General features: G+C 42.0%; 10 protein-coding genes. All 10 read right to left on the bottom strand.

Translation table 11 applies throughout. From position 1 onward, the window contains the following. Nucleotides 1-6: 6 nt before the first annotated feature. Nucleotides 7-2,409 carry an ABC transporter permease gene (locus ACEN9X_RS25315; protein ID WP_413667779.1) on the bottom strand — a complete coding sequence of 801 codons (2,403 nt, stop codon included), beginning with the start codon at nt 2,407-2,409 and terminating at the stop codon, nt 7-9. 99 nt (nt 2,410-2,508) lie between these two features. Continuing rightward, on the bottom strand, nt 2,509-4,905 hold the full coding sequence (locus ACEN9X_RS25310) for an ABC transporter permease (RefSeq protein WP_413667778.1): 2,397 nt from the start codon (nt 4,903-4,905) through the stop codon (nt 2,509-2,511). 100 nt (nt 4,906-5,005) lie between these two features. Beyond that, nucleotides 5,006-7,375 carry an ABC transporter permease gene (locus ACEN9X_RS25305; protein WP_413667777.1) on the bottom strand — a complete coding sequence of 790 codons (2,370 nt, stop codon included), beginning with the start codon at nt 7,373-7,375 and terminating at the stop codon, nt 5,006-5,008. 99 nt (nt 7,376-7,474) lie between these two features. Continuing rightward, nucleotides 7,475-9,853, bottom strand: a complete 2,379-nt coding sequence (locus ACEN9X_RS25300; protein ID WP_413667776.1) for an ABC transporter permease — start codon at nt 9,851-9,853, stop codon at nt 7,475-7,477. A gap of 119 nt (nt 9,854-9,972) precedes the next feature. After that, the gene (locus tag ACEN9X_RS25295; RefSeq protein WP_413667775.1) at nt 9,973-12,360 is read right to left on the bottom strand and encodes an ABC transporter permease; all 2,388 of its coding nucleotides are present in this window, start codon (nt 12,358-12,360) and stop codon (nt 9,973-9,975) included. 124 nt (nt 12,361-12,484) lie between these two features. Further along, nucleotides 12,485-14,845 carry an ABC transporter permease gene (locus ACEN9X_RS25290; RefSeq protein ID WP_413667774.1) on the bottom strand — a complete coding sequence of 787 codons (2,361 nt, stop codon included), beginning with the start codon at nt 14,843-14,845 and terminating at the stop codon, nt 12,485-12,487. Between the two features lie 80 nt (nt 14,846-14,925). Beyond that, on the bottom strand, nt 14,926-17,379 hold the full coding sequence (locus ACEN9X_RS25285; protein ID WP_413667773.1) for an ABC transporter permease: 2,454 nt from the start codon (nt 17,377-17,379) through the stop codon (nt 14,926-14,928). Nucleotides 17,380-17,766: 387 nt separating this feature from the next. Then, nucleotides 17,767-20,163, bottom strand: a complete 2,397-nt coding sequence (locus tag ACEN9X_RS25280) for an ABC transporter permease (RefSeq protein WP_413667772.1) — start codon at nt 20,161-20,163, stop codon at nt 17,767-17,769. A 104-nt stretch (nt 20,164-20,267) separates the two neighbouring features. Beyond that, entirely contained in the window at nt 20,268-22,736 is a 2,469-nt protein-coding gene (locus tag ACEN9X_RS25275) for an ABC transporter permease (protein ID WP_413667771.1), read from the bottom strand. Nucleotides 22,737-22,861: 125 nt separating this feature from the next. Then, nucleotides 22,862-25,279, bottom strand: coding sequence for an ABC transporter permease (locus ACEN9X_RS25270; protein WP_413667770.1), 2,418 nt, complete (start codon nt 25,277-25,279; stop codon nt 22,862-22,864). Nucleotides 25,280-25,284: the final 5 nt, after the last annotated feature.

Here is a 25,284-nt window from a genome sequence, read left to right as displayed (position 1 = left end):
CAACCTCTAATCACTGGACCTCAGACTCTTAACCGGATTAGCAAGTGCAGCTTTAAGAGATTGTACACTAACCGTAATAAAAGCGATAAGTATAGCTACAGCACCTGCAGCTATGAATACCCATATTTGTATACTGATCTTATATGCAAAATCCTGCAGCCAGCGGTGCATGGCGTACCAGGCTATCGGCGAGGCTATGATAACCGATATAATCACCAGTTTCAGAAAATCGCCCGAAACAAGTTTCACTATACTGAAAACGCTTGCTCCCAATACTTTGCGCACTCCGACTTCTTTTAGCCTTTGCCTGGTGGAGAATACCGCCAGTCCGAATAGGCCGAGGCAGGAAATAAATACAGTAACAAAAGTAAACGCGGTTAGTATTGAACCGGTGCGTTGCTCGGCTTTGTACATATCATCAAACTCCTGATCAAGAAAGTGATATTCAAAAGGTGTGGCAGGGTTAAAGGCAGCCCATTTTTCTTTTACTGCCGATATGGTTTGGGCAGTATTATTTCCCGAAGTTTTGATAAGGATCTTACCAAAATAATCCTCAGTGAACATTACAATTGGCGTAATTTCCTGATGAAGCGAAGCAAAGTTAAAATTTTGTACAACTCCTCTTACTTCGCCGGTACGTCCGTTAAGGCCAATGTGTTTGCCTACTGCTTCTTCAGCTTTCCAACCCAATGCCTGTGCGGCTTTTTCATTAATAATAAAGCCATAACTGCGCTGATTTTCATCGGTTAAGGTAGAGCGTTGCTCATCGGCATCGGTAAAATCATTGCCTTGAACCAATTTAATACCGAGTGTTTTCAAGAAACTGCGTTCTACCGGCAAAGCAGTTACCGAAAGGTTATAATCACTGTTTTTGCCATCGGCTTTGTTGATGCTATACCCTCCGTGAACATCTACCGGTGAATCATAAGAAGCACTTGCACTTAGTACGCCGGGCAATCGTGTTACCTCATTATTAAATGATTTAATATCTTTTAATGATTTGCCGCCGATATCTATCACCATTACCTGCGACCTATCGATGCCGATATTCAAATGCTGAATGTACCGCAGTTGGCTGCCGGCTATAACCGTACAAATCATGAAAAACACAGATACCACAAACTGAAATATAACCAACGATCTGCGTAAAGCCCGGCCGCCAGAGGTATTTGTGAGTTTCCCCTTCAAAGTAACAATAGGATTAAAAGCCGACAGATACAATGACGGATAAGTCCCGGCTAAAAATGTCACTGTTATAAACAAACCCAGCAATGCCATGATCAACCACGATGTATTCCAGGTTTGAAACCCTAAATGCTGGCCCGAAAAATCGCTGAACCATTTAAAACTTAAATCGGCCAAAAACAAACCGCCAAGTAACGACACCAGCGTGATCATAGCAGATTCGATGATAAACTGTGTAAAAAGTTGCGTACGTGCCGCGCCCATTACCTTTCTTACCCCTATTTCGTGACCGCGTTCTATGGCTTTGGCTGTTACCAGGTTCAGGAAGTTCACGCAGGCCAGCAGCAACAAAATAACCGCTACTGCGCCTAAAATGTAAATGTATTTAATATTGCCAGATGGCGTTAGCGGGTAGGTAGCTTCCGATTTAAGGTGGACATCGGTCAAAGGCTCGAGCTTGAACCACATTTTGTGCCCCTGCCTGAAATCATCTTTAAACATCTCAGCTACGTAGTTATTCATTTTTTGCTCAACCGAAACCATATTAACACCCGGCTTTAACAGCAGGTATGAATAATCGTTAGCCGAATCCCATCTGCGCGTTTTAGAGTGTTCGGTAATAGCATACGAGCCTACCATGTCAAACTTGATCTGCGAATACTCGGGCACATCCTCTACCACGCCGCTAACCATCATGTTTTGTTTGTTATTAACCTTCAAAACCTTGCCCATAGCATCCTCATTACCGAAGTATTTTTTTGCGGTAGATGCAGTAATCACCACAGCCGACGGATCTTTAAGTGCGGTTGCGGCGTTACCCTTCAGAAACTTAAAGCTGAAGATTTTGAAAAATGGCTCATCAGCTAACAGAAACCGTTTTTCGTTAAATAGCTTATCCTGGTATTGTACCGGATTATTATACCAATAAATGCGTACACCATCCTCAATCTCCTGCAATTGCTGTTTAAATACAGGTACCGGTGCGGTTGGCGTTACAGAAGTTGTTTTAGCCTCTGCATCATCCGACGATTTATAATTATAAGCCACACGTACTATACGACTGGCGTTAACATGAAACCTATCATACCGCAGTTCATTTAATAAATAGGTAGCCAATAATATAAAGCAACCTATCCCAACTGCCAAACCTGCAATACTTATTAATGAAGTAACCTTGTTTATAACCAAGTTACGCCATGCTGTTTTTATATAGTTCTTAATCATTTCCTTTATTTCATTAATTAGGTCATTTCGTCATTAAGTCATTTTTTGCCAGCGTTCAATGACCTAATGACGCAAAGCAAATGACTCAATGAGTAAAATTCATTCAGATCTAAGGCTTTTAACCGGATTAGCTACCGCTGCTTTAATGGCCTGGAAACTTACAGTTGCAAATGCAATGATGAGCGAGGTGAACCCTGCTATACCGAATACCCACCAGCTGATATCAATGCGGTAGGCAAAATCCTGCAGCCATTTACTCATGGCGTAAAAGGCGATTGGCCAGGCTATAACGTTGGCAATCAATACCAGTTTTACAAAATGGCCCGAAAGCAGCATCACTATATTTTGTACCGATGCACCAAGCACTTTGCGCACACCAATTTCTTTAACCCGTTTCTCGGCCGAATACGATGCCAGACCAAACAGTCCCAAACAGGATATAATGATGATCAGCCCAGCTAAAATACTCACTACGGTGCTTACCTGGTTGTCAACGCTGTAAACTTCTTTAAAATGATCATCAAGGAATTGATATTCAAAAGGCACCCCTGGAAATTCCTTGTTCCAGGTAGCCTGAATGAATGCCACAGCATCCTTAGCCCTGCCGCCGTTGATCTTAACCGACATTTGGTTAAACCCTTTACCATTTACCAGGAACAGCGTTTCGATTTTATAATGCAGGGAATTGAAGTTAAAATCTTTAGCTATACCGGTAATTACCCCCAACGAATCAAAACCAAATCTTTGCCCTAATAAGGATTCCATGTTTTTCCCTTTATGATCTTTCAGCAGCTCTTTAGCCAGCGCTTCATTGATGATATACTGCTTCCAAACTGCCGAAGTATCGGTAGAAAAGTTTTTTCCCATCAGCAGCTTGATCTTATACAGATCAAGGTAATTATTATCAACTACCAGCAAGGTTGAGGTAAGCTGGCGCAAAGGCGAATCACCCAACTTAAATGAGATCCCGGTTTGATCAAGATGACTACCTAAAATATCCTGCGATGCGGTAACTCCCTGTACTATTGAGTTGGAGAGCAGTTCCTGCTTAAACAGATCATATTTGTTTTGAGGGATCAGCCCCAATGGAACATTTACAATTTGATCTCGGTTAAAACCGGGATCCTTTTTTTGCATAAACTTAAGCTGTTTGATAACCAGCACGGTTGCAATCATCAAAATCACAGCGCTTGTAAACTGGCCTACAACCAAAATATTTCGCAACGGCACCCTATTACCTCCTACCGATGCTATAGCTCCCTTCAATACCTTAACGGGCTGAAACGACGATAGGAAAAGTGCCGGGTATATGCCCGAAATAATACCAACAAGTACGGTACTTATAAGCACCACTCCTATAAGCATCTTGTTATCATGCAATGGCAAACTGATATCGCGCTGACTTAAACTATTTACAAAAGGAACTGCAATGCTTACCAAAATACAGGCAAAAACTAAAGCGATCAGGGAAAGCAACACCGTTTCGCCAAGAAACTGCATTGCCAATTGAAAACGACCGGCACCGATAGACTTGCGCACGCCAACTTCTTTAGCCCGCTCAGATGAGCGCGCAGTGGAAAGGTTGATGAAGTTGATACATGCAATGATCAGAACAATAATGCCAATCACCGTAAATAAGTTAGTGATATGCTTATCAAATTTTTGATAGTTGATATAATCCAACCCTATATCGGCCGAATTAGAATGCACATCCTTAAGGGATAACAAGAAAAGCTCATAACTTTTAGAACCTCCTTTGCCCCTGTATTTTTCAAGATAAGCCGGAAATTTCTTTTCAAGTGCTGCCACGTTGGTGCCGGGAGCCAGTTCAAGATAAGTGTTTAGCCAGTTTCCGCCCCAATTGGTAAACATCCAGGGTTTATAAATACTGCTGAACGAAAACAGGCAATCAAACTGCAATTGTGAATTTTTGGGAACGTTAGCTAATATACCTGTAACCGAATAAGTTATGGTATCCTGCCCGTAATTGGTAACGGTTTTACCTACCGGGTCGTCATTACCAAATATGCGTTTTGCAGCATCTTCGGTTAACAAAACGCTGCGTGGTTTTAACAAAGCAGTTGCCCGGTCACCTCTCAGTAGTTTAAAATCAAACATCTTCAAAAAAACCGAGTCCACAAAGAACACCTGTGGCATGTATACACGTTTAAGTCCGTTGTTGAGCGGAAATTTTTGCTGCCAGCGCACACGGGTAAAGTTTTTTATTTCCGGAAAATCGGCCTTAAGCGTCGGCCCCATCGGAAACATAGATAAGGCAACTTTTTGCGTGGCTCCCATGCCCTCAAACTTTTGCACCTCGTTTAAGCGGTAGATATTCTTAGTGTGCAGGCTATCGAAGCTTTTTTCGTAATACACAAACAGTGTGATTACTATACAAGCTGCCATGCCTACGGCCAATCCAAAAATGTTAATAGCGGAAAAAACCTTGCTTTTCCAGATATTCCGCCAGGCGGTTTTGAAGTAATTTTTTATCATCTCTTTATTTCATTATGTCATTGGGTCATTAAGTCATTTTTGCTTTGCTACTTTATCAATGACTTAATGACGCGGAGCAAATGATTCAATGACCAATCAATTATTCAGAGCGTAAACTTTTAACAGGGTTGGCAATCGCCGCTTTAATAGCCTGGAAACTAATTGTTGCCAGTGTAATCACTATAGCCGCTATCGCTGATAAGATAAACACACCGGGCCCTACGGTTATTCTGTAATCATATTTTTGTAACCAGCCCTGCAAAAAGTAAAATGCCACCGGTGATGCTATTACGCAACTGATAAGTACCAGCAATACAAAATCCTTCGATAGTAAAAACCATAGCTGGCTTACTGTTGCACCTAATACCTTGCGTACTCCAATTTCTTTAGTGCGCTGCTCTGCGATGTATGCCGCTAAGCCAAACAGTCCAAGGCATGAGATAAAAATGGCCAGACCGGCAAATATGCCCGACAGCTTACCTACCAATACTTCCTGGCCAAATTTGCGGTTGTAATCATCATCAACAAAGCGATATGTATAAGGATAAGCCGGGCTGTATTTTGAAAACACCTGCCCTATTTTATCAATTGCATCATGAGGGTTTGTCTTTGGCGAAAGGCGGTAAATCATATTCCCATGCGGATCGTTATTGTATAAAAACATAGTTGGGTCGGCCTGTGCAAATGGCGATAGCATCAGCGCGTTTTTTACTACGCCAATTATCTTACATTTCTTACCACCATAAGTTATTACCTGGCTTATCGGGTCACCTTTAAGTCGCAGGCGCTTAATCGCTGCTTCATTAAAAATAATGTTTAACGAATCTGAAATTGCATTGTTAAAATCTCTTCCCGCAAGCATTTTCATACCCACAGTCTTGAAATAATCATTGGCTACAGCTATTACGCCCATTTCAACGGTTTCACCGGCAAATTTCCCTGGCCATTGGTCAATATCGTTGTGCATATCAATATCGGTAACAGCACTTGATGCCGATGAAACGCTTTGCACCATTCCGCTTTGAATCAATTCATTTTTGAAAGCATCAAAGTGTTTACCGAGGTCATCGTTGGCATTTGTCGCCATCAATCTGTTGAGATCGTACCCATTAGGTCTGTTTTTGGCATACTGGATTTGTTTATAGATCACTACCGTACTAATGATCAGCGCAATAGAACAACTAAACTGCATTACCACCAATATTTTACGGGAGTAAGATGCAGAGCGGCCAACCTGGATAGTGCCTTTTAAAACTTTAACCGGATTAAATGAAGAAAGATAAAATGCAGGCCTGCTACCGGCGATTAAGGCAGTAAGCAACATACAGCCAATAGCTACAAGCCAGAAAGTGATATTATTAAAAGGTATGGTGATTGTAGTACCTGTAAGCGCGTTAAACGGGGCAAGCGCAATCTTTACAAAAAGTATCGAGCAAATAAAAGATATAAAGGTGATCAAGGCCGATTCGGTCAGAAACTGAAAGATGAGGTGTTGACGCTGCGAGCCAATGGCCTTGCGGATCCCTACTTCGCGGGCGCGCTTTTCGGAACGCGCCGTTGTTAGGTTGATGAAATTAACGCATGCTATCAATAATACCAGTACACCGATCACACTAAAGATGTGCACATAATCAATAAAGCCAGCACTGGCAACACCATTCTTATAGTCAGAATACAGGTGCCAGTCAAGCATTGGCTGCATGATCACTTCGGAGTTTTTAGCGTTGATGTTATCCTCTTCTTTTTCGATATTCCTGATCTTGGCAGCAAGTTTGGGATAGCTTACACCAGGCTTAAGTTTCACAAAAATCTGAAAACTATTGTTGCCAAAACTGTCATGAGCACCTTTCATGTAGGGCTGTGTCTGCTCCAAAAGGCTAAAAGGTATCACGAACCTGAATTGCATCGACGAGTTTGAGGGAACATCCTGAATTACACCGGTAACCTTCAGATTATACGCGTTATCTATCCGTACAACTTTATTAATCACATTCTCCGTACCGAACAAAGCAATGGCGGTGGCCTTTGTTAAAACAATTGAATAGGCATCCTTCAAAGCTGATGAACGGCTGCCCTGCAACATAGAATAAGAAAAGATTTTCAGAAAATCGCTTCCTGCTTGTAATCCGGTAATCGATAATTTTTTATCACCAACTATCAGGCCATGCGTACCTGTCCAGTCGGTAGGTGCTACAGATTCAATTTCAGGAATGGTGTGTAACACATCGGATAGCTTCAGCGAAGTTGAACTAAACGTAAGTGTTTCGCCATTACTGTTAAAATTACGGCGTACCTGGTATACCCGGTCTGCATCGGGCAAAAACCTGTCATATGAATATTCATTGGCAACCCAAAGTGCTATCATCAGGGCAACAGCCATCCCGGCTGCCAATCCCAAAACATTGATAGCTGTATAAGCCTTGTTATTGACGATGTTTCGCCAGGCTATTTTGATGTAATTTCTAAGCATATTTTATATCATTAGGTCATTCTAATGGTCATTAAGTCATTTTTGCTTTACGTCTTTGCAATAACTTAATGACGCGAAGCAAAATGACTCAATGACCAACTATTCAGAGCGCAGACTCTTAACCGGGTTGGCCAACGCGGCCATGGTGGCCCTATAACCCACCGTGATCCAGGCTATTATAAGGCTCGATAGTATCGATATAACAAATATTTGCGGGCCGATACTGATCCGGTATTGAAAATCCTTTAAATAATTATGCATTGCCCACCAGGCCAGCGGAGCAGCTATTATAAACGCAATTAACAACAGTATGCTAAACTCCTTACCAAACAACCATAAAATACTGCTGATATTTGCACCCAGTACCTTGCGTACCCCAATCTCTTTAGTTTTACGTACCGCCATAAACGATACCAGGCCATATAAACCAAGACAACCTATGATAATAGCGATACCGGCAAACGCTTCAACAAGCGTTAACAGGATATTATCCATTTCGTAAAAATGAGCTATGGTATCATCCAGAAATTGGTATGAATATAATTCTTCAGGGAAGGTTTCGTTCCAGATCTTATCAATGGCAGCTAAGGTAGCTTTAGCATTGCGCATATCTATTTTTATTGCTACGTTAGAAAGAGACTGATAATTAGGCATTACACAAAGGGGTGAAATTTCAGTATGAAAGGAGTAATTGTAAAAATCCTTCATTACGCCAACAATGGTTCCTTTATAATCCCGGCCATTAATAGCCATCTGCTTTCCAAGTACATCCTGCGGTTTGAGGCGCAATTTTTTAACAAAGGTTTCATTCACCAAAAGTTCTTTTACTGAATCGCCCTTGAAAAAATTTCTGCCGGCAACCAGTTTGATGCCGAAAGTAGAAATGTAATTTTCATCAGCTTGTTTGGTATTGATGCTCCAGTGCTCATCCTCGGCGCGGTTATCATATTGAATACCCGTATTGCTATTGGAACGGGCTGCCGGCGCACTATAACAGTAGGTTACATTTTCAACCCCCTTGATTTCGGTTATGCGGTTGCGCATCGTACTCATCTTTATTTTATCGTTTTGAGGAAGCGGCACCAGCACTACGGCATTTTTATTGAACCCAAGATCTGCATTTTGCGAATAATGCAATTGCGATACCACGATGATGGTACCAATGATCAGCACCTGCGAGATGGTAAATTGGGTAACCACCAGTACCCTCCGCAGTGAAAACCCGCCAACATCTTTTTGCGAAAGTTTGCTTTTGAGCGCTTTAATAGGCTGAAACCTTGCCAGCACCAGTCCCGGATATGAGCCGGAAAGAAAAACTACAATAACTGTAATAAAAACTGTAAACAAGCTTAACTGCGGCCAGTTAAAGGCCATGTTTGCGTGAAACAGTTTATTCAATGCAGGCAGGGCGATTTCAGATAAACCAATGGCTACGCCAACGGCTATAACGCTGATAATTGCTGTCTCTGCGATAAACTGCCAGAACAATTGAAAAGGCTGGCTGCCCAGCACCTTACGGATCCCTACCTCTTTTGATCGGTTTAATGCCTGTGCTGTAGCCAGGTTTATAAAGTTAACAGAGGCAGTGATAATCAGAAACACCCCGATAAAGAACAGCGCCCACAAATAGCTTTTATCGGCATAGCCACCCAACTCGCGGTCAAAGTGCATTTCGGCTATAGGTTGTAATTTAAAGCGCCAAACCTGTAAATCACGACCTGTATAGTTTTTCTTTACCAATTGCAGCATAGCCGTTTCAACCTGTGCTTTGGTAACCCCTGGCTTTAACCTGGTAAAGCCCTGACAGCCACTGTAAACGCCTCCCCAGTTATTTTCGCGATCTTTACCTGCATAAGCATCCATGCTTGCATACGAAATAAAGATCTGCTGCTTTTGGTCGGTGTTATTTGGTAAATCCTGCAACACACCTGTTACGGTAACGCTGATATTGTTATCCAGCTTAAAAACTTTGCCTATCGGATTCTCATTACCGAAATATTTTTGGGCCATTTTTTCTGTAATAAGGGCCTCCATCGGGTTAGCAAGAATAGTTTTCCTGTCGCCTTTAAGCAGTGGAAAATTCAGGATATCAAAATACTCCGGCTCAACGAAGGCAACGCCGTTATCCTCACCAAACTTTTTAACTTCGCTTCCTTTAGTAATAGTGATCAGCGTTTTGTTAAAACTAATATATCTTGCTGTTTTTTCGCTAAATGCAAAGTCATTACGATATCCTTTCGCCATTGGTTGCGGTATGGCTCCGGCCCGTTCTACACCCTGGTCATGCCACTCGGTATAGAAACGATAAATCCTGTCTTTATCCTTATGAAAGGTATCAAAGCTCAGGTGGTAGGTAATAAGCGTAAAAATTAATACGCCGCAGGCTATCCCCAAAGCCAAACCAATAACACTGATGGTAGCATAAGCCTTGTTACGCACCAAATTTCGCCACGCAATTTTTATATAGTTTTTGATCATAGTATGATGTTCATTAGTTCACTTGTTCATTAGTTTATTGGGTACCACCCTCGCATATAAGCCATTGTTTATACTTGCCCGCGTTCACTAATGAAACTAATGAACAAGTGAACCAATGACTATTCCGAGCGCAAACTCTTCACCGGATTTGTCAGCGCTGCTTTTATAGCCTGGAAACTTATGGTGATCAGGGTGATAATTATGGCAGCAACTGCCGAAAGCATGAATACTCCCGGACCTATGATTATTCTGTAATCATATTTTTGCAGCCAATCTTTCAAAAAATAAAAGGCCACGGGCGTTGCTATTAAGCAACTTAACATCACCAGTAAAATAAATTCTTTTGACAGCAGCAGCCACACCTGCGCTATTGAAGCACCCAATACTTTGCGGATACCTATCTCTTTAGTACGTTGTTCGGCCACGTAAGCGGCTAACCCAAACAAACCAAGACATGATATGAAAATAGCTAATCCGGCAAACACACCGGCCAGTTTGCCAACTAATGCTTCAAGACTAAACTTGCGGTTATACTCCTCATCAACAAACTGGTAAATGTATGGATATGCAGGGTTGTAGGTATCGAAGATCTTTCCTATCCGTTTAATAGCATCCTGCATATTTACGTTCGGCGCCAGGCGGTACATGATGTTATTGCCGCCGCGGCCATGGTTAAATACAGCCGGCTGCACAGGAGTAAACGGTGATTCCATCAAGGCATCTTTAACCACCCCTATAATGTGGACCCGCCCCATAAAGCTGTAATTTATCACTTTGTTAATCGGATCTTTCAATCCCATGCGTTTTACTGCAGCTTCATTGATGATAACATTGGTTGTATCGGCGGCCCACTCTGCCGAAAAATCCCGGCCTTCCTTCAGGTTCATACCCAATGTTTTAAAATAATTGGGAGATACTGATATCGAACCAACATTTATGCCTGTTTCTCCACCGGCTTTTCCCGGCCAGTTATCGATACCTGTATGACTATAAATATTTGTAATTGGGCTTGATGCTGAAGCAACACTTTCCACCATACCACTTGCCAGCAAATCATTTTTAAGGGCACTGTAGTTTTTTTCAAGATCGCCGCTCATGTCGGTCATCATTAACCGGGCTGAGCTGTAACCGGTAGGCCTGTTTTTAGCATATTGAATTTGTTGATAAACAATGATAGTACTGATAATCAAAGCAACCGAACAGCTAAACTGCATTACCACCAAAACCTTACGCGGCAATGAAGCCGATTTACCAACCTTGATAGTGCCCTTTAATACCTGCACAGGATTAAATGACGATAAGTAAAATGCTGGGCGACTACCTGCCAATAAACCAGTAAACAGCACATAGGCTATCATCACAGCCCAAAACAAAATATTAGTATACGGGATGCTGATAGCACTGCCCACAATTGCATTAAACGACGGAATGGCCAGCTGTACCATCACTATCGACAACAAAAATGAAATGAAAGTGATCATTACAGATTCGGCCAGGAACTGGGCTATCAGATCGCTTCGTTGGGATCCGATGGCTTTGCGTACGCCTACCTCACGGGCTCGCTTTTCAGACCGGGCAGTGGAAAGGTTCATGAAATTGATGCAGGCAATGAGCAACACCAAAATACCTATCACACTGAACATGCGCACATAATCAATAAAACCGCCTACAGCCTTCCCATTTTTGAAGTCATTATACAGGTGCCATTTTTTTAAGGGGTGGATGATCACTTCAGGCTTACCCGGGCGCATTTGTTCACTATGATCATATACGACGTTTTTAATTTTAGGCGCTATCTGCTCCATAGTTACGCCTGGCTGCAGCTCCAGGTACATGTTGAACGAGTTGTTTGTCCACATGGTGCGGGCACCTTTCATCCAGCCTTCGGTTGCTTCTTTAAAGCTGAAAGGTGTTAAAAAACTAAACTGCAGTGTGGCGTTTTTGGGAATATCTTTTATAATGCCGGTTACCTTTAAGTTCTGGCTGTTATCGTAACGCACTACTTTATTGATCGGGTCGGCATCACCAAAAAGGGCTATCGCGGTCGATTCGTTCAGGATGATAGAATTTGGTTGGCTAAACACATCTTTGGCGTTGCCCTTTACAAAGGTATATTTAAAGATCTGTAAAAAATCGGGGTTGGCTGCGCCCCCGGCAACATAAAGCTTTTTATCACCCACCAGCAAATCATGCCATTGCATCCCTATCCAATCGGTTTCGGCAACCCGTTTTATCCCGGGGATCTCTTTACGCAACACTTCAGCCAATGGTAATGAAACCGCAGTTTGTGTATGCTCGCCATCATGCTGGGTAGTAAAATGCTGCTCAACCTGGTACAGCTGCTCATAATTGGGCAAAAACCTGTCGTATGAGTACTCGTTAGCTACCCAAAGGCCAATCATCAACGCAACCGCCATCCCCGCGGCAAGCCCCAGTATATTAATTGCGCTGTAAACCTTATTGTTAAGGATATTGCGCCAGGCGATTGTTATATAATTCCTCAGCATCTCTTATATCATTAGGTCATTTATAATATGTCATTTGCTTTGCGTCATTTGATCATTAAGTCATTCTTTGCTTTACGCCGTATCAATGACTTAATGACGCAAAGCAAATGATTCAATGACTAACTTATTCCGAACGGAGGCTTTTTACCGGGTTACTCAGCGCGGCGTTAACAGCCTGAAAACTTACAGTAGCCAGCGCTATAAAAATCGCGGCTATCCCGGCAACGGCAAATACCCACCATTGTACAGTTACCCGGTATTGGTAACTTTGCAGCCAGTTATTGGTAGCGTACCATGCAACCGGAAAGGCTATCAGGCAAGAAACTGCAACCAGTTTTAAAAAATCACGCGATAGCAGGCCGGTTAAACCCGCCACAGATGCCCCAAGCACTTTGCGGATACCTATTTCCTTAATTCTTCTTTCGGCGGTGTAAGCAGCTAAACCAAATAAGCCCAGGCAGGATATTACAATAGCCAGCGATGCAAACACGCCAGCCAGCTTACCCGTAAGGGCTTCTGTTTTAAATAGATCATCAAAATCACTATCAACAAACTTGTATTCGAATGGATAACCCGGGTTGGCACGTTTATAAACTTCGCCGGCTTTTGCAAGGGCAGCGGTTAAATTGACGCCCTGTTTAAAGCGGATAGTTAAGATGTTATTGTTTTGCGGGCGGTTAAACAACATCAGCGGTGCGCCAGAAACATACATATCATTATAAAGGAAATCTTTAATAATCCCGGCTATTTGGTAAGGCTTACTGCCACCATCCCTGATAATACCACCCACATGACCGGCCTTACCCATTTGTTTGGCAAAGGCTTCGTTAATGATCACGTTGCTACTATCAAGCGTGGCATTGGCATAAAAATCCCTGCCTGCAAGCAGCTTCATATTCATGGTTGATACAAACTGGGGGCTTACACTTTCAATAGTGATCAGCGGATTTTTTGATGCGTCCTTACCATCCCATGAAAAATTATCGGTATTACTCCAGATCTGCAAAATAGGATATTCGCTTAATGACGCATCGGCTACAACACCGGTTTGCTTCAGCTCATTATTTATCGCGGTAAAATGGTCGGTTATTTTGCCTTTGGTATCAATGTAAACAAGGTTGTCTTTTTCATAACCCAGTTCCCTGTTTTTTACGTGCTGAATTTGTTGATATATGATTACTGTACCGATGATAAGTATAATCGATACCGAAAACTGGATCACCACCAAACTTTGCCTGATGAAACCTGCGCCCGCCGCCGATGGTAATTTGATATTTTTTAATACCGCAATAGGGTTAAACGATGACAGGTAAAACGCGGGATAGCTGCCAGCCAGTAAACCGGTAACAAAACCTATCGACAGTAGATAAGTTAAATGCAGGGGCTGCAATAAATCTATATTAAGTTCCTTTTGAACCATGTTATTGAACGATGGCAGCGCAGCGTAAACTAAAAGCACCGCTATAATAACGGCAATGAATGCCATGATCAAAGCCTCACCTATAAACTGGGCTACAAGCTTACCCCTACCGGCGCCCATTACTTTACGAACGCCAACCTCTTTGGCCCGTTTTTCGGAACGGGCCGTTGAGAGGTTCATGAAATTAATACAGGCTATGATAAGAATGATAAAGGCAATCGCCGAAAACAGGCGAACATATTCAATCCTTCCGCCATCCATTTTACCATCGGTAAATTTATCGCGCAGGTTCCAGTCGTTCATCGCGAAAAGGAATGACACTGTTTTATTACCGTTTTTCTTAGTGCCGATGTAGTTAGCAAGTTTTTTGTTAACGGAATTAACATCTGCCGATGGTTCCAGCTCCACATAAGTTCGGGCCCAGTTAGCTCCCCAGTCCTGCATCCATGGCTGCATATGATCGATATTTTTCAGGGGTGCGAACCATTGCATCTGGAAGGTAGAGTTTTTAGGAAGATCTGTAAACACCCCAGTAACCGTAAAATCCTGCTCATTGTTCATCTTCAAAGCCTTGCCCACCGGGTTGGCTTCACCAAAAAACTTTTTAGCCATGGTAGTGCTGATCACTACCGAATGCAGTTCGTGAAAAACATTTGCTTCATCGCCCTGTACAAATGAGAGTTTCAGCATCGGGAAGATCTCCGCGTCGGTATAGGAACCATTTTCGTTGATTGCTTTATCACCGAGCGCAAATACAATATTATCAGAACCTGCCATACGGGCAGCATTTTTTACGCCCGGAATATCGGCCTTAAGCGACGCAGCCATTGGCCCCGGAGTGGCCCTAAATGTAGATGTTTTACCATCATAGGTTTGATTTTCACGAACCGTGTACAGGTTATCCCGCTTTACAAAATTATGATTAAAAGTAAGCTCGTCCTGCACCCATAAAAATATCATAGATGCACAAGCCACTCCAATAGCCAGGCCGGCTATATTCAAAAAGCTGTAAGCCCGGTTTTTCATCAGGCCACGCACAGTGGTTTTAATGTAATTTCCTACCATGGTTTGGTCATTGGTTCACTTGTTCATTAGTTTATTGGTACTTGTATAGCACGTTAACTGTAAACTGCCACTGCCAGCTGCTACTCACTTCTCAGGCTTTTAACCGGGTTAACAAGCGCAGCTTTAACAGCCTTATATCCTACTGTTACCCATGCTATTATCAGTGATGATATTATTGCCAGTAAAAAGATCCATGCGCTCATTGAAATGCGGTATACAAAGTTTTGCAGCCAGCCGTTCATGATGTACCAAGCAGCAGGCATCGCTATCAGGAACGAGATACCGATAAGTACCATAAACTCTTTTGAAAACAGGAATACGATGCTGCTTACAGACGCTCCTAACACCTTGCGAATGCCAACCTCTTTGGTGCGCTGAACTGCCATGAATGATACCAGGCCGTATAAACCAAGGCATGATATAAATATGGCTATCCCTGCAAAAACCTTGTATACTAATGCCATTTTATTTTCCTGTTCGTAAAATTTGGCAATATTATCATCCAGGAAATAACCGTTGTAAGCGTATTCGGGATAAGTATCCTCCCACAATTTTTGTAGTTGGGATACGGTTTTGTTTAAATCGGAGGTTTGGATTTTGATACCTATCTGGCCTTCAAATTTCTTAGCCGGTGATATTACTATCGGCTTAATGGCCTCGCGAAGAGAGTTGGTTTTAAAATCTTTAACTACCCCTACTATCGGCAGCCATTTGCCGCCGCCTAAACGTAAGGTTTTACCAATGGCGTCATTAGCATTTTGGATGCCCAATTTATGGATGAAGGTTTCGTTAACTACATATTGTCTTGCAGTGTCGCTTACATCATATTCTTTGCCGGCGGCAAACTTTAACCCATAAGTTTTAAAGTAATCAACATCTCCAAATTTGAGATAGGTATTAAAACCAACATCTTTGGTTGAGTTGTTAAAATCAAAATTTGTGCCCCAATTGTTTTCTGACGATGGCACATCCGAAGAAAAGCTAATGGCTTTAACATTTGGGTTTTGCAAAACTTGCAGCTTAAATGATTCCATTTTATGAAGGCTCAAGCTATCTGTGTAACCCGGAATGATCAGTAAAGCGTTTTTATTAAAACCAAGATCGGCCTTGTTAACATAGTCCATTTGGTTTACGGCCACTATGGTGCCGATTATAAGCAATTGTGATATGGCAAACTGAGCGATAACAAGCGCACGACGAAGCGGGATTCCTCCGATTGACGCGGCTGTGATTTTATTTTTAAGTGCAAGCACCGGTTTAAAACCCGACACTACCAATGCCGGATAAATACCCGATAATAAAACTATGGTGATTGTACTTGCTACTAAAAACAACAAGCTGCCTGTGGTAAACAAGCTGATAGTATCAGGCACATTAGCAATGTTTTTCAATTGAGGCATGGCCAGCCGGGCGACTGCCAAAGCAATTAAAGCCGATGCAATAACAATGATTGTCGTTTCGCCAATTACCTGGAAAATCAGTTGCGGGCGGGTGCTGCCCAACACCTTACGGATCCCTACTTCTTTTGACCGCCCAACGGATTGCGCCGTTGACAGGTTGATAAAGTTAATGGACGCCATAATAATGATCAGCAATGCAATGAATGACAAAGTGCGCAAGGTAGCCCTGCTGGTACTATGATCACCCAGGGGATTACCTATTTGCGTATCAAAATGCATATCGGCAAGTGGCTGTGGCAGCAGCGTAGTTTGTGCTGATCCTTTTTTAAAATGTTTGGTTGAAAATGCTTTTAACTGGGCGTCGATACTGCTTTTTGACATGCTGGCCGGGAACAGCATAAACACCTCATGGCTGCTGCTGGTTGATCCCCATTCGGCGCTGTAATTGTAATCTTTAGGGTGCTGTTTCCAGGTATCAAATGATACCATTACTTTAAACGGAAAGTCGCTGTTAACCGGGGCGTCTTCTACAATTCCGGAAACTTTCAGCGTTAAAACATTATCCATTTTAAGGATCTTGCCTACTGCATTTGTCCAGTCGCCAAAATATTTAATGGCCGAGCTTTTATCCAGCACAACCATGTCTGGGCTGGCCAGCACCGACGGGCTTCCTGCCAGCCATTTATAGCTAAAAATATCAAAAAACTGAGGTTGGATAAACAGTACGCCAATATTTTCGGTAAATTTCTTATCGCCAATATTGCTTCCGGCAGCCTGTGGAACGGTGATTTGACTACCATAGCTACTGTTCAAAGCTGCCACTTTAGCCTGCGGGATATCCAGCCTTAAAGCGTCAGTAGCGGGAACGGCAATACCGGGATTGGTAGTGGTTTCCGACTCGTGCTTTTCCTGGGTAACTATACGGTAGATGCTTTTATAATTGGGATTGAAAGTATCAAAGCTAAGTTCGAACTGAATAATCACAAAAATGAGCAGGCAGGCAGCCAGGCCAACAGTTAAACCCGCAACGTTTATGGCAGAATAGCCCCTATGACGCACGATATTGCGCCAGGCTATCTTGAAGTAATTTTTAAGCATACCGTACAGCAATTTTTTGATTACAATGTAAAACATATACCAAAATCAAAATCAACTGAATATCAAATACTTAAAACAAATAAAAATCACCAACTGTTCGTAAGCGTAACACCTTGTGTACGATATTGATACAGTGGTTTTGATTTCGGATTTCGGGCGTTCGATTTCCGATTTAGCAGTATTCCTTGAGCCCCGTTTACTGGTGCCTGGTGCAGGTATTGTGTGTTTGCCGGAGCGGGGCTTACTTGTGCCTTTTCAATACTTTATACGATAATACTCAAAACGCTTTAAATGAATAGTTAAAAAGTGTCAAAGGGGAAAGCTGAAAGCTTAAGGCTTTTTACGAAAAGAGCCAAATGATGTTTAACCTCATTTAGCTCACCCTTATCTTGCTTTTGCTTTAAGCCTTCGGCTTTCAGCTCCCTACTCGCTCCTTAAACTATTCACCGGATTAGCCAAAGCGGCTTTAATAGATTGGATACTAACTGTTAGCAGCGCAATAAGCAACGCAATACAAGCAGCGGCGGCGAATATCCACCAGGAAATATCAACGCGATAAGCAAAATCCTGCAACCATTTATTCATCATATACCATGCAACCGGGAAAGCGAATAAGTTGGCAACTATTACCGTTTTCAGAAAATCTGTCGATAATAATCCTATAATATTTTGAACACTGGCACCAAGTACCTTGCGGATCCCGATCTCCTTTACCCGCTGTTCAGCGGCAAAAGCGGCCAGGCCAAGCAAGCCCATTGCTGATATTAAAATGGCTATCACTGCAAATACGGCTATCAGGCTTGACGAACGTTGTTCGGCATGATAAAGTTTATTGTAGCCTTCATCTAAAAAGTTATAGTCAAACGGCTGGTCGGGTACAAATTGATCCCATACTTTTTGAGCCGCCTTGATAGCAGCAGAAGTATTGCCAGCTGAGGTTTTAATATAGAAACCTCCGGCCCAATCAGTATGATTGTTAATTACCATCGGCCCAATCTTTTCATGCAGGCTCCTGAAATTAAAATCTTTCACAACACCTGCCACTATTCCCGAATCGCCATTAAATTTAAAACGCTGACCGATAACCGGACTGTGAACTCCAAGTTCCTTTACAGCGGTTTCGTTTAAGATCACGTTATGTTGATCGGCTTTGGCTTTGCTAAACCAGTGGCCATCTTTCATTTTCAAGCTCAACAGCTGTTGAAAATTCTCGTCGGCAGATAGCGTGGCTACAGATGGATTGTAGTCTTTTGCCCTGCCATCCCAATCCATTGACCCGGAAGTTTTGCTGCCGTTATCGTAAAAATCATTACTGCCCGACTGTGCTACCGCGCTTATAGCGCTTTGTTCTCTTAATTCGTTAGCTACGCTGTTCAGCATTAAAATTCTCTTTTTGTCGTCAAAGCCCATCACACTCCATGGAATGTTAAATGCAAATACATGCTCACGGTTATAGCCCAAATCAGCTTTCTGCATAAAATTAAGCTGGCGATAGATAACCATGGTACAGATGATCAGCATTACGGAAATACCAAACTGCAGCACTACCAATACTTTACGAATGCTGCCGTCCTTAATGTTTAGCGCGTTGCGGCCTTTAAAAACACTTAGCGGTTTAAACGATGACAACAAAATAGCTGGGTAAAGACCGTTAAACACAAAGCTTACCATTAACGTGCCGAGTAATATAAGCCAGGTTGCTGCCGAGGTCAATGGCTGAACGAAATGCTTTTCGGTTATGCTGTTAAACCATGGTATACACAACTGGATACAAATAATAGAGAAAACTAACGCCAGTGCACTTACCACCAACGATTCGGACATAAACTGACCAAATAACTGAAGTCGGCCAGCTCCTACTATTTTGCGTACGCTTACCTCTTTTGCACGCACATTGGCCCGTGCTGTAGTAAGATTTACATAATTAATACAGGCCGTGGATAAAAGCAATATCGCTAACACCACAAATATATTTACCAGCTTACCGTTGCCATGTTCAAACGAAGAGCTTTGCAAATCGCTTTCAAAATGCATATCCTTCAATTTTACCACACTTATTGTTGTATTTTCGCTGTCCTTATTGTTTTTCCGCACTATATCGGTAAGCTTCTTTGCCGCTTCGTCGGTTTTTATGCCGGGCTGTAGTTTAAGAAAGGTAAGTCCGTTGTAATTTCCCCATTGCATGGCCTGCTGTTTTTCATGCGGGCTGCTCAGCTTAGCAGCAACAGGGATTAATATATCGTACTGGAAACTTGAATTGGCCGGGTTATCCTTAACAACTGCCTGCACCTGGTAATTTGCGCTATCAATTCTAAGCACCTTGCCTACAGGTTCGGCGCTACCAAAATATTTTTTGGCTGTTGATTGGGTAAGTATTAAACTAAACGGATTTTTTGAAAAACTTTCGGCGCTACCACCAACAAAATCATAGTGAAAAAAATCGAACCAATTAGCGTCCACATAGGCATATTTCTTTTCGGAGACCAGTTGCCCATTATTGTGGATAGTTATCATATATCCGGGCCACAGAAAAGTATAGCCCTGAATACCGGGAATCTCCTTTTTAGCAACACTACCCAACAAATAGGGCGACGACTCCCAAAGCCAGGTCTCATTTTTTGTAATGGAAAGCTTTACTTTTACCCGGTAAATGTTATCCGGGTCCTTATGGTAATTGTCAAAGCTAAATTCGTTTTGCACCCACAGCATAATAAATACGGCCGCGGTAATACCAATGGCAAGCCCGGCAATATTGATGACACTGATAATACGGTGCTTACCTAAATTACGGAAAGCTACTTTAAAATAATTCCTGAGCATATTAATTAGTCATTGAGTCATTATTACATAGTCATTAAGTCATTTTGCTCTTCTCAATCATAAATAAATGACCTAACGAGCGAAGCCAATGACTTAATGACCAATTATTCGGAGCGCAAACTCTTTGTTGGATTAGCTAACGCCGCCTTGACGGTTTGAAAACTTGAGGTGATCAATGCGGTCAATAACATTCCGCCGCCGCTTACTACAAATATCCACCAGCTTATGGTTGTGCGGTCGGCAAAGGTTTCCATCCATTTGTTCATGGCATACCAGGCCAGTGGCGTTACCAATACAAAAGCCAGTACAATAAGCATGACCAGCTCGGTTGAAAGCAGGGTGACTATCTGCGTTACGGTAGCACCAAGCACTTTACGCACGCCAATCTCTTTGGTACGCTGGTTAGTGTTATAAATTGCTAAGCCTAATAAGCCGAGACAACTGATAAATATAGATAAACCGGTAGCCCAGGCTAACAGCGTTGATGTATGCTGCTCAGAATCATAAAATTTAGCAATGCTTTCGTCAAAAAAACTATATTCAAAATCATCCTCAGGATAAATTTCCTTCCACACTACTTCCATCGATGCGATAGCTTTTTTCCATTCATTACCTCCGGCAGTTTGCGGTTTAAGCGCGATATGGAAGGTACCATTGTTATAGTAACTATTGCTGATGTGAATGCAGGTAGGTTTAATTGGCGAATGCAATGATTCGGAATAAAAATCGGCCACTACGCCTATGATCTGCATTCTTTTATCGCCATTAAACTTATCAATATACTTACCTACAGCGTCTGCCGGTTTTTTAAACCCAATCAGTTTTGCATAAGTATTATTGATCAAAAATGCCCTGGTGCTGTCGGCGTATTGTATATTACGCCCGGCCAAAAGTTTAAGCTTATACACATTGATATAATTAGGATCACCATATTTTTCATATAACTCAATTTTGATTTCCTTTTTGCCGTCTATGTAAGTAGCTTCTGTTGAGTTGGTGCTGGTTGACGATGGTGCGGCCTTACCTGCACTTACCAGCTCAACCTGTGGTATTGCCTTCAGCTTGTTCATGAATACCTGGTTCTTACTTAGCGTGCGGTTTTTCCAGGGAGAGTTTACGATCAGGATGGCATCCTTTTTAAAACCCAGGTCTTTTGTAAGCGCATAATGAATCTGTTTGCTTACCAGCACGGTAGCCATGATAAAAAACTGGGCAATAACAAACTGTGTTACAGTTAATGATTTACGCAGCCAGGCATTACGCGTTTTACCGGTGTTTGATGAGGCCTGATTTTTAAGCACTAAAACAGGTTTGTAACCCGATAACAAAGCTGCGGGGTAAAAGCCCGACAATAAGCTTACCACTATTATCAATAAAAACAGGAACACAAAAAGATGAGGCTGATGCAGCAGATCAAGCTTAATACCTGTGGCTATAAAATCTTTAAACAGTTTTAATATAGCGGGCGCCAATGCCACCGAGATAATGACAGCCAAAAGGGTTATGATGAATGTTTCGCTTAAAAACTGGGTGATCAGCTGGGCACGACTGCTTCCCATTGTTTTACGTACACCGATTTCCCTGGCCCGCTGGGTAGCTTGCGCCGTGGTTAAATTGACAAAATTGATACAACCTAATAATAACAGGAACGCAGCGATAATCAGTAAACCGTAAAGTGTTGTTTTATTAGCCAGATTACCGGAATCAAACGTTCCGTATATGCTATTAAAATGCAGATCGCTCAAAGGCTGCAAGGCAAAATTACGTGTATTACCCTTATTTTCGGGTTTTGGCGGATCATTCTTTTTAAGGATAATATTTAGTTGCTTTTCAAAATTGGCTACAGTGGTGTTGGGAGCTAACTTAACAAAAAGTATAGATGAGGAAGTGGTTCCCCCCCAGTTGGTAACGTTCAACTCATCAGCGAGCGCTTTATTATTCTTAGCGGTTGAATAGGAGATAAAATCGTGAAAAGTAAAATCGTTGTTGCCCTTTAATGGTTCAACAATACCGGTAACGGCTGCGCTAAGGGTATCATAAGTGATTACCCGGCCTATCATCTGACTGTATGAAAGTTGAGGGAAATATTTTTTTGCCTGATCAGAAGTGAGCACTGTTTGATTGGGAGCATTCAAAGCGGTTTTAGCTGAGCCTGCAAGCCAATTGTATTTAAACATGTTAAAATACCGGCCATCCGCAAGGATCACATTATCCTGTAATTTAAACTTAACAGGAGTGCCCCCTTTTCCGGGGATAAACACATTGGGTTGATTCAAACAGAAGAATGGTGCAGTAAGTTCCACCCCACTCACACCGTTTCTTACCGCTTCGGGCACTGGGCCTGAAACACCGCGGTTATGCGCTTCTTCGCCCGAAAAGGTATAGTTTGAAACTACCCTGTAAATCCGGTCGCCATTATCAAAATTTTGATTAAACGTAAAATCAAAATGTACAATCAGGTAAATCACCAGTGCCGAACTGATGCCGATAGATAAACCGATAATATTGATGAAGGTAAAAAATTTGTGCCTCCAAAAATTACGTAACGCGATTTTAAAATAGTTTTTAAACATCTTTATTGGTCATTAGATCATTGGATCATTAAGTCATTTCTTTCATTGAATCATTATATCAATAAGCCGTTTTTGCTTTGCATTAATCAAAATGACTTAATGACGCGAAGCAAATGACTCAATGATCATTCACTTCTAAGGCTTTTAACCGGATTTGCCATTGCAGCTTTTATTGATTGATAGCTGATAGTTGCAAAAGCTATGATCAACGCTATTACCCCCGCCATTAAAAATACCCACCATTGAATGCTCACCCTAAAGGCAAAGTCAAGTAACCATTTACTCATTGCATACCAGGCAATTGGCAGGGCAATCACTGCTGCCACGATCACCAGCTTTAAAAAGTCCTTTGATAGTTCGGTAACAATTTGCGGGATGCTGGCGCCAAGTACCTTGCGTACGCCTATTTCCTTTACCCTTTGCGAAATAGTGAAGGCTGAAAGCCCAAATAAGCCTAAACAAGCAATGAATATGGCCAGGCACGAAAATATAGTGAACAAATTACCTTGCTCCTGCTCGCTATTGTATAGTTTTTGAAACCTTTCATCTAAAAAGCTGTATTCAAATGGTGTTTCGGGCTGATATTTTTTCCAGGTTTGTTCAAGCGTAGCCAATGCCGCATTAACATGATTGCCATCGATCTTAACGGTTACCCTTCTGTAACTGTTATTGGCAAATGAGGGCATCTCCATCAAAAGCGGGATGATATTTTGATGTAATGACTCAAAATGAAAATCCTTAACTACCCCAATAACTTTTCCTTTAACGCCACCGTAGCTCATATCTTTCCCTATGGCATTCTCCGGCGATTTCCACCCTAATACACTTACTGTCGATTCATTGATTACAAAATTATTGCTATCGGTAGCAAAATCGCGACTAAAATTCCTGCCTGCCATCATTTTTATACCATAGGTTGGAATAAAGCCATAATCAGTATTAATGCATTTAATATCGGCCTTAACAGGCAGTGGTTTATCACCGTCGAAAACAGAAGCGCCCTGATCGTCCAGTAAACGCCCGGATGGGATGCGCGATGAGCGGCCTATATCCTTTACAGAGGGGTCTCGTAATACATCAGCTCTGAAAGCTTCAAACTGATTAGCCGGAATACCACCTAATGTTACCAGGTGGTCCTTATTAAAACCAAGTGATTTATTTTGGATGTATCTTAACTGCTGAAAAACTATAGTAGTAGCAACAATCAGGATTATGGAGATAGAGAACTGAACAACCACCAGTACTTTGCGGAACGAAATATTTCCTGATCCAACTTTCAATATGCCCTTTAAAACTTTTATCGGCTTAAATGAGGACATAAAAATAGCCGGATAAATCCCGCTTATGAGACCGATAATCAACGGTAACAACAATACCGACACTAAAATTGAAGGTTTAAATAAACTGTCAATAGATAAACCAAGTTCCGAAAGCTGATTAATAAGAGGCAACAATGCCCAGGTTAAGATCAATGCCAACACAAGTGAAAAATAGGTAATCAGTACCGATTCGCTTAAAAATTGGGTGATGATCTCTTTTTGTTGTGCACCAATCACTTTACGGATCCCTATTTCCTTGGCACGTAAAGTAGAGCGTGCAGTAGAAAGGTTCATGTAATTGATACAAGCTATAAGCAAAATAAACAAGGCGATGGCCGAAAATATATAAACCCTTTTGATATCCCCGTTTTGCTCCACCTCATCATCAAGGTGGGAATGTAAGTGAATATCCAGGAACCTTTGAATATGCAGCTGGGTGAATTTTGACTGTCGCGGCTGCCCGGGAGAATTCATGTACTTATCTATAAAGGCTGGAAACTGCGAACTGATACGATCAATATTATAATTATCAGGCAGTAAAAGATAGGTAAAAAATGAGTTATTACCCCAATTTGTCCTCAATGCATTTCTGCCATAAACTTTGTCATCGTTCAATGTATTGAACGACATCAGCATTTGTGGGTGCATTTGCGAGTTGGGTGGAAAAGGTTTGAAAATACCCGTAACTTTAAAGTTAAACTGGTTATCAAGCCTGATCTCCTTATTTATCGGATCTTCGTTACCGAAATATTTGCGGGCCATATCCTCGGTCATCATTACCGTATACGGCTCACTAAGGGCAGTTTTAGGATCGCCCGCTATCGTTTTCAGATCAAAGAAGCTGAGGAAGTTTTCGTCGGCAAAATACGATCCTTTTTCGGTGAGCAGTTTATCCTTATAACGCAAAACCACATCTCCATTAGGGAACAGGCGCGTTACCTTTTTTATATCCGGAAATTCATTTTTTAACAGCGGGCCAAACGGCGGCGCTACTGCACCCAAATGCAGGTTAACAATACCGTCGGCTGTATTAAAGCTCCGGCTTACCCTGTAAATATTAGGTGCATTATGGTTAAACTTATCATAACTGAGCTCTTTAACTATATAAGTTAAAATAAGCAGGCAGCAGGTTAAACCTATGGTTAAACCAAATATATTGATGAACGAGATAAATTTGTGCCGGGCAATATTGCGAAAGGCACTGCGTAAATAGTTCTTTATCATGTTAT

The organism is Mucilaginibacter sp. Mucisp86, assembly GCF_047324315.1.
GTDB lineage: Bacteria > Bacteroidota > Bacteroidia > Sphingobacteriales > Sphingobacteriaceae > Mucilaginibacter.
The sequence above is the reverse complement of the archived record's forward strand: the minus strand, read 5'-3'. Positions and strand labels throughout refer to the sequence as shown.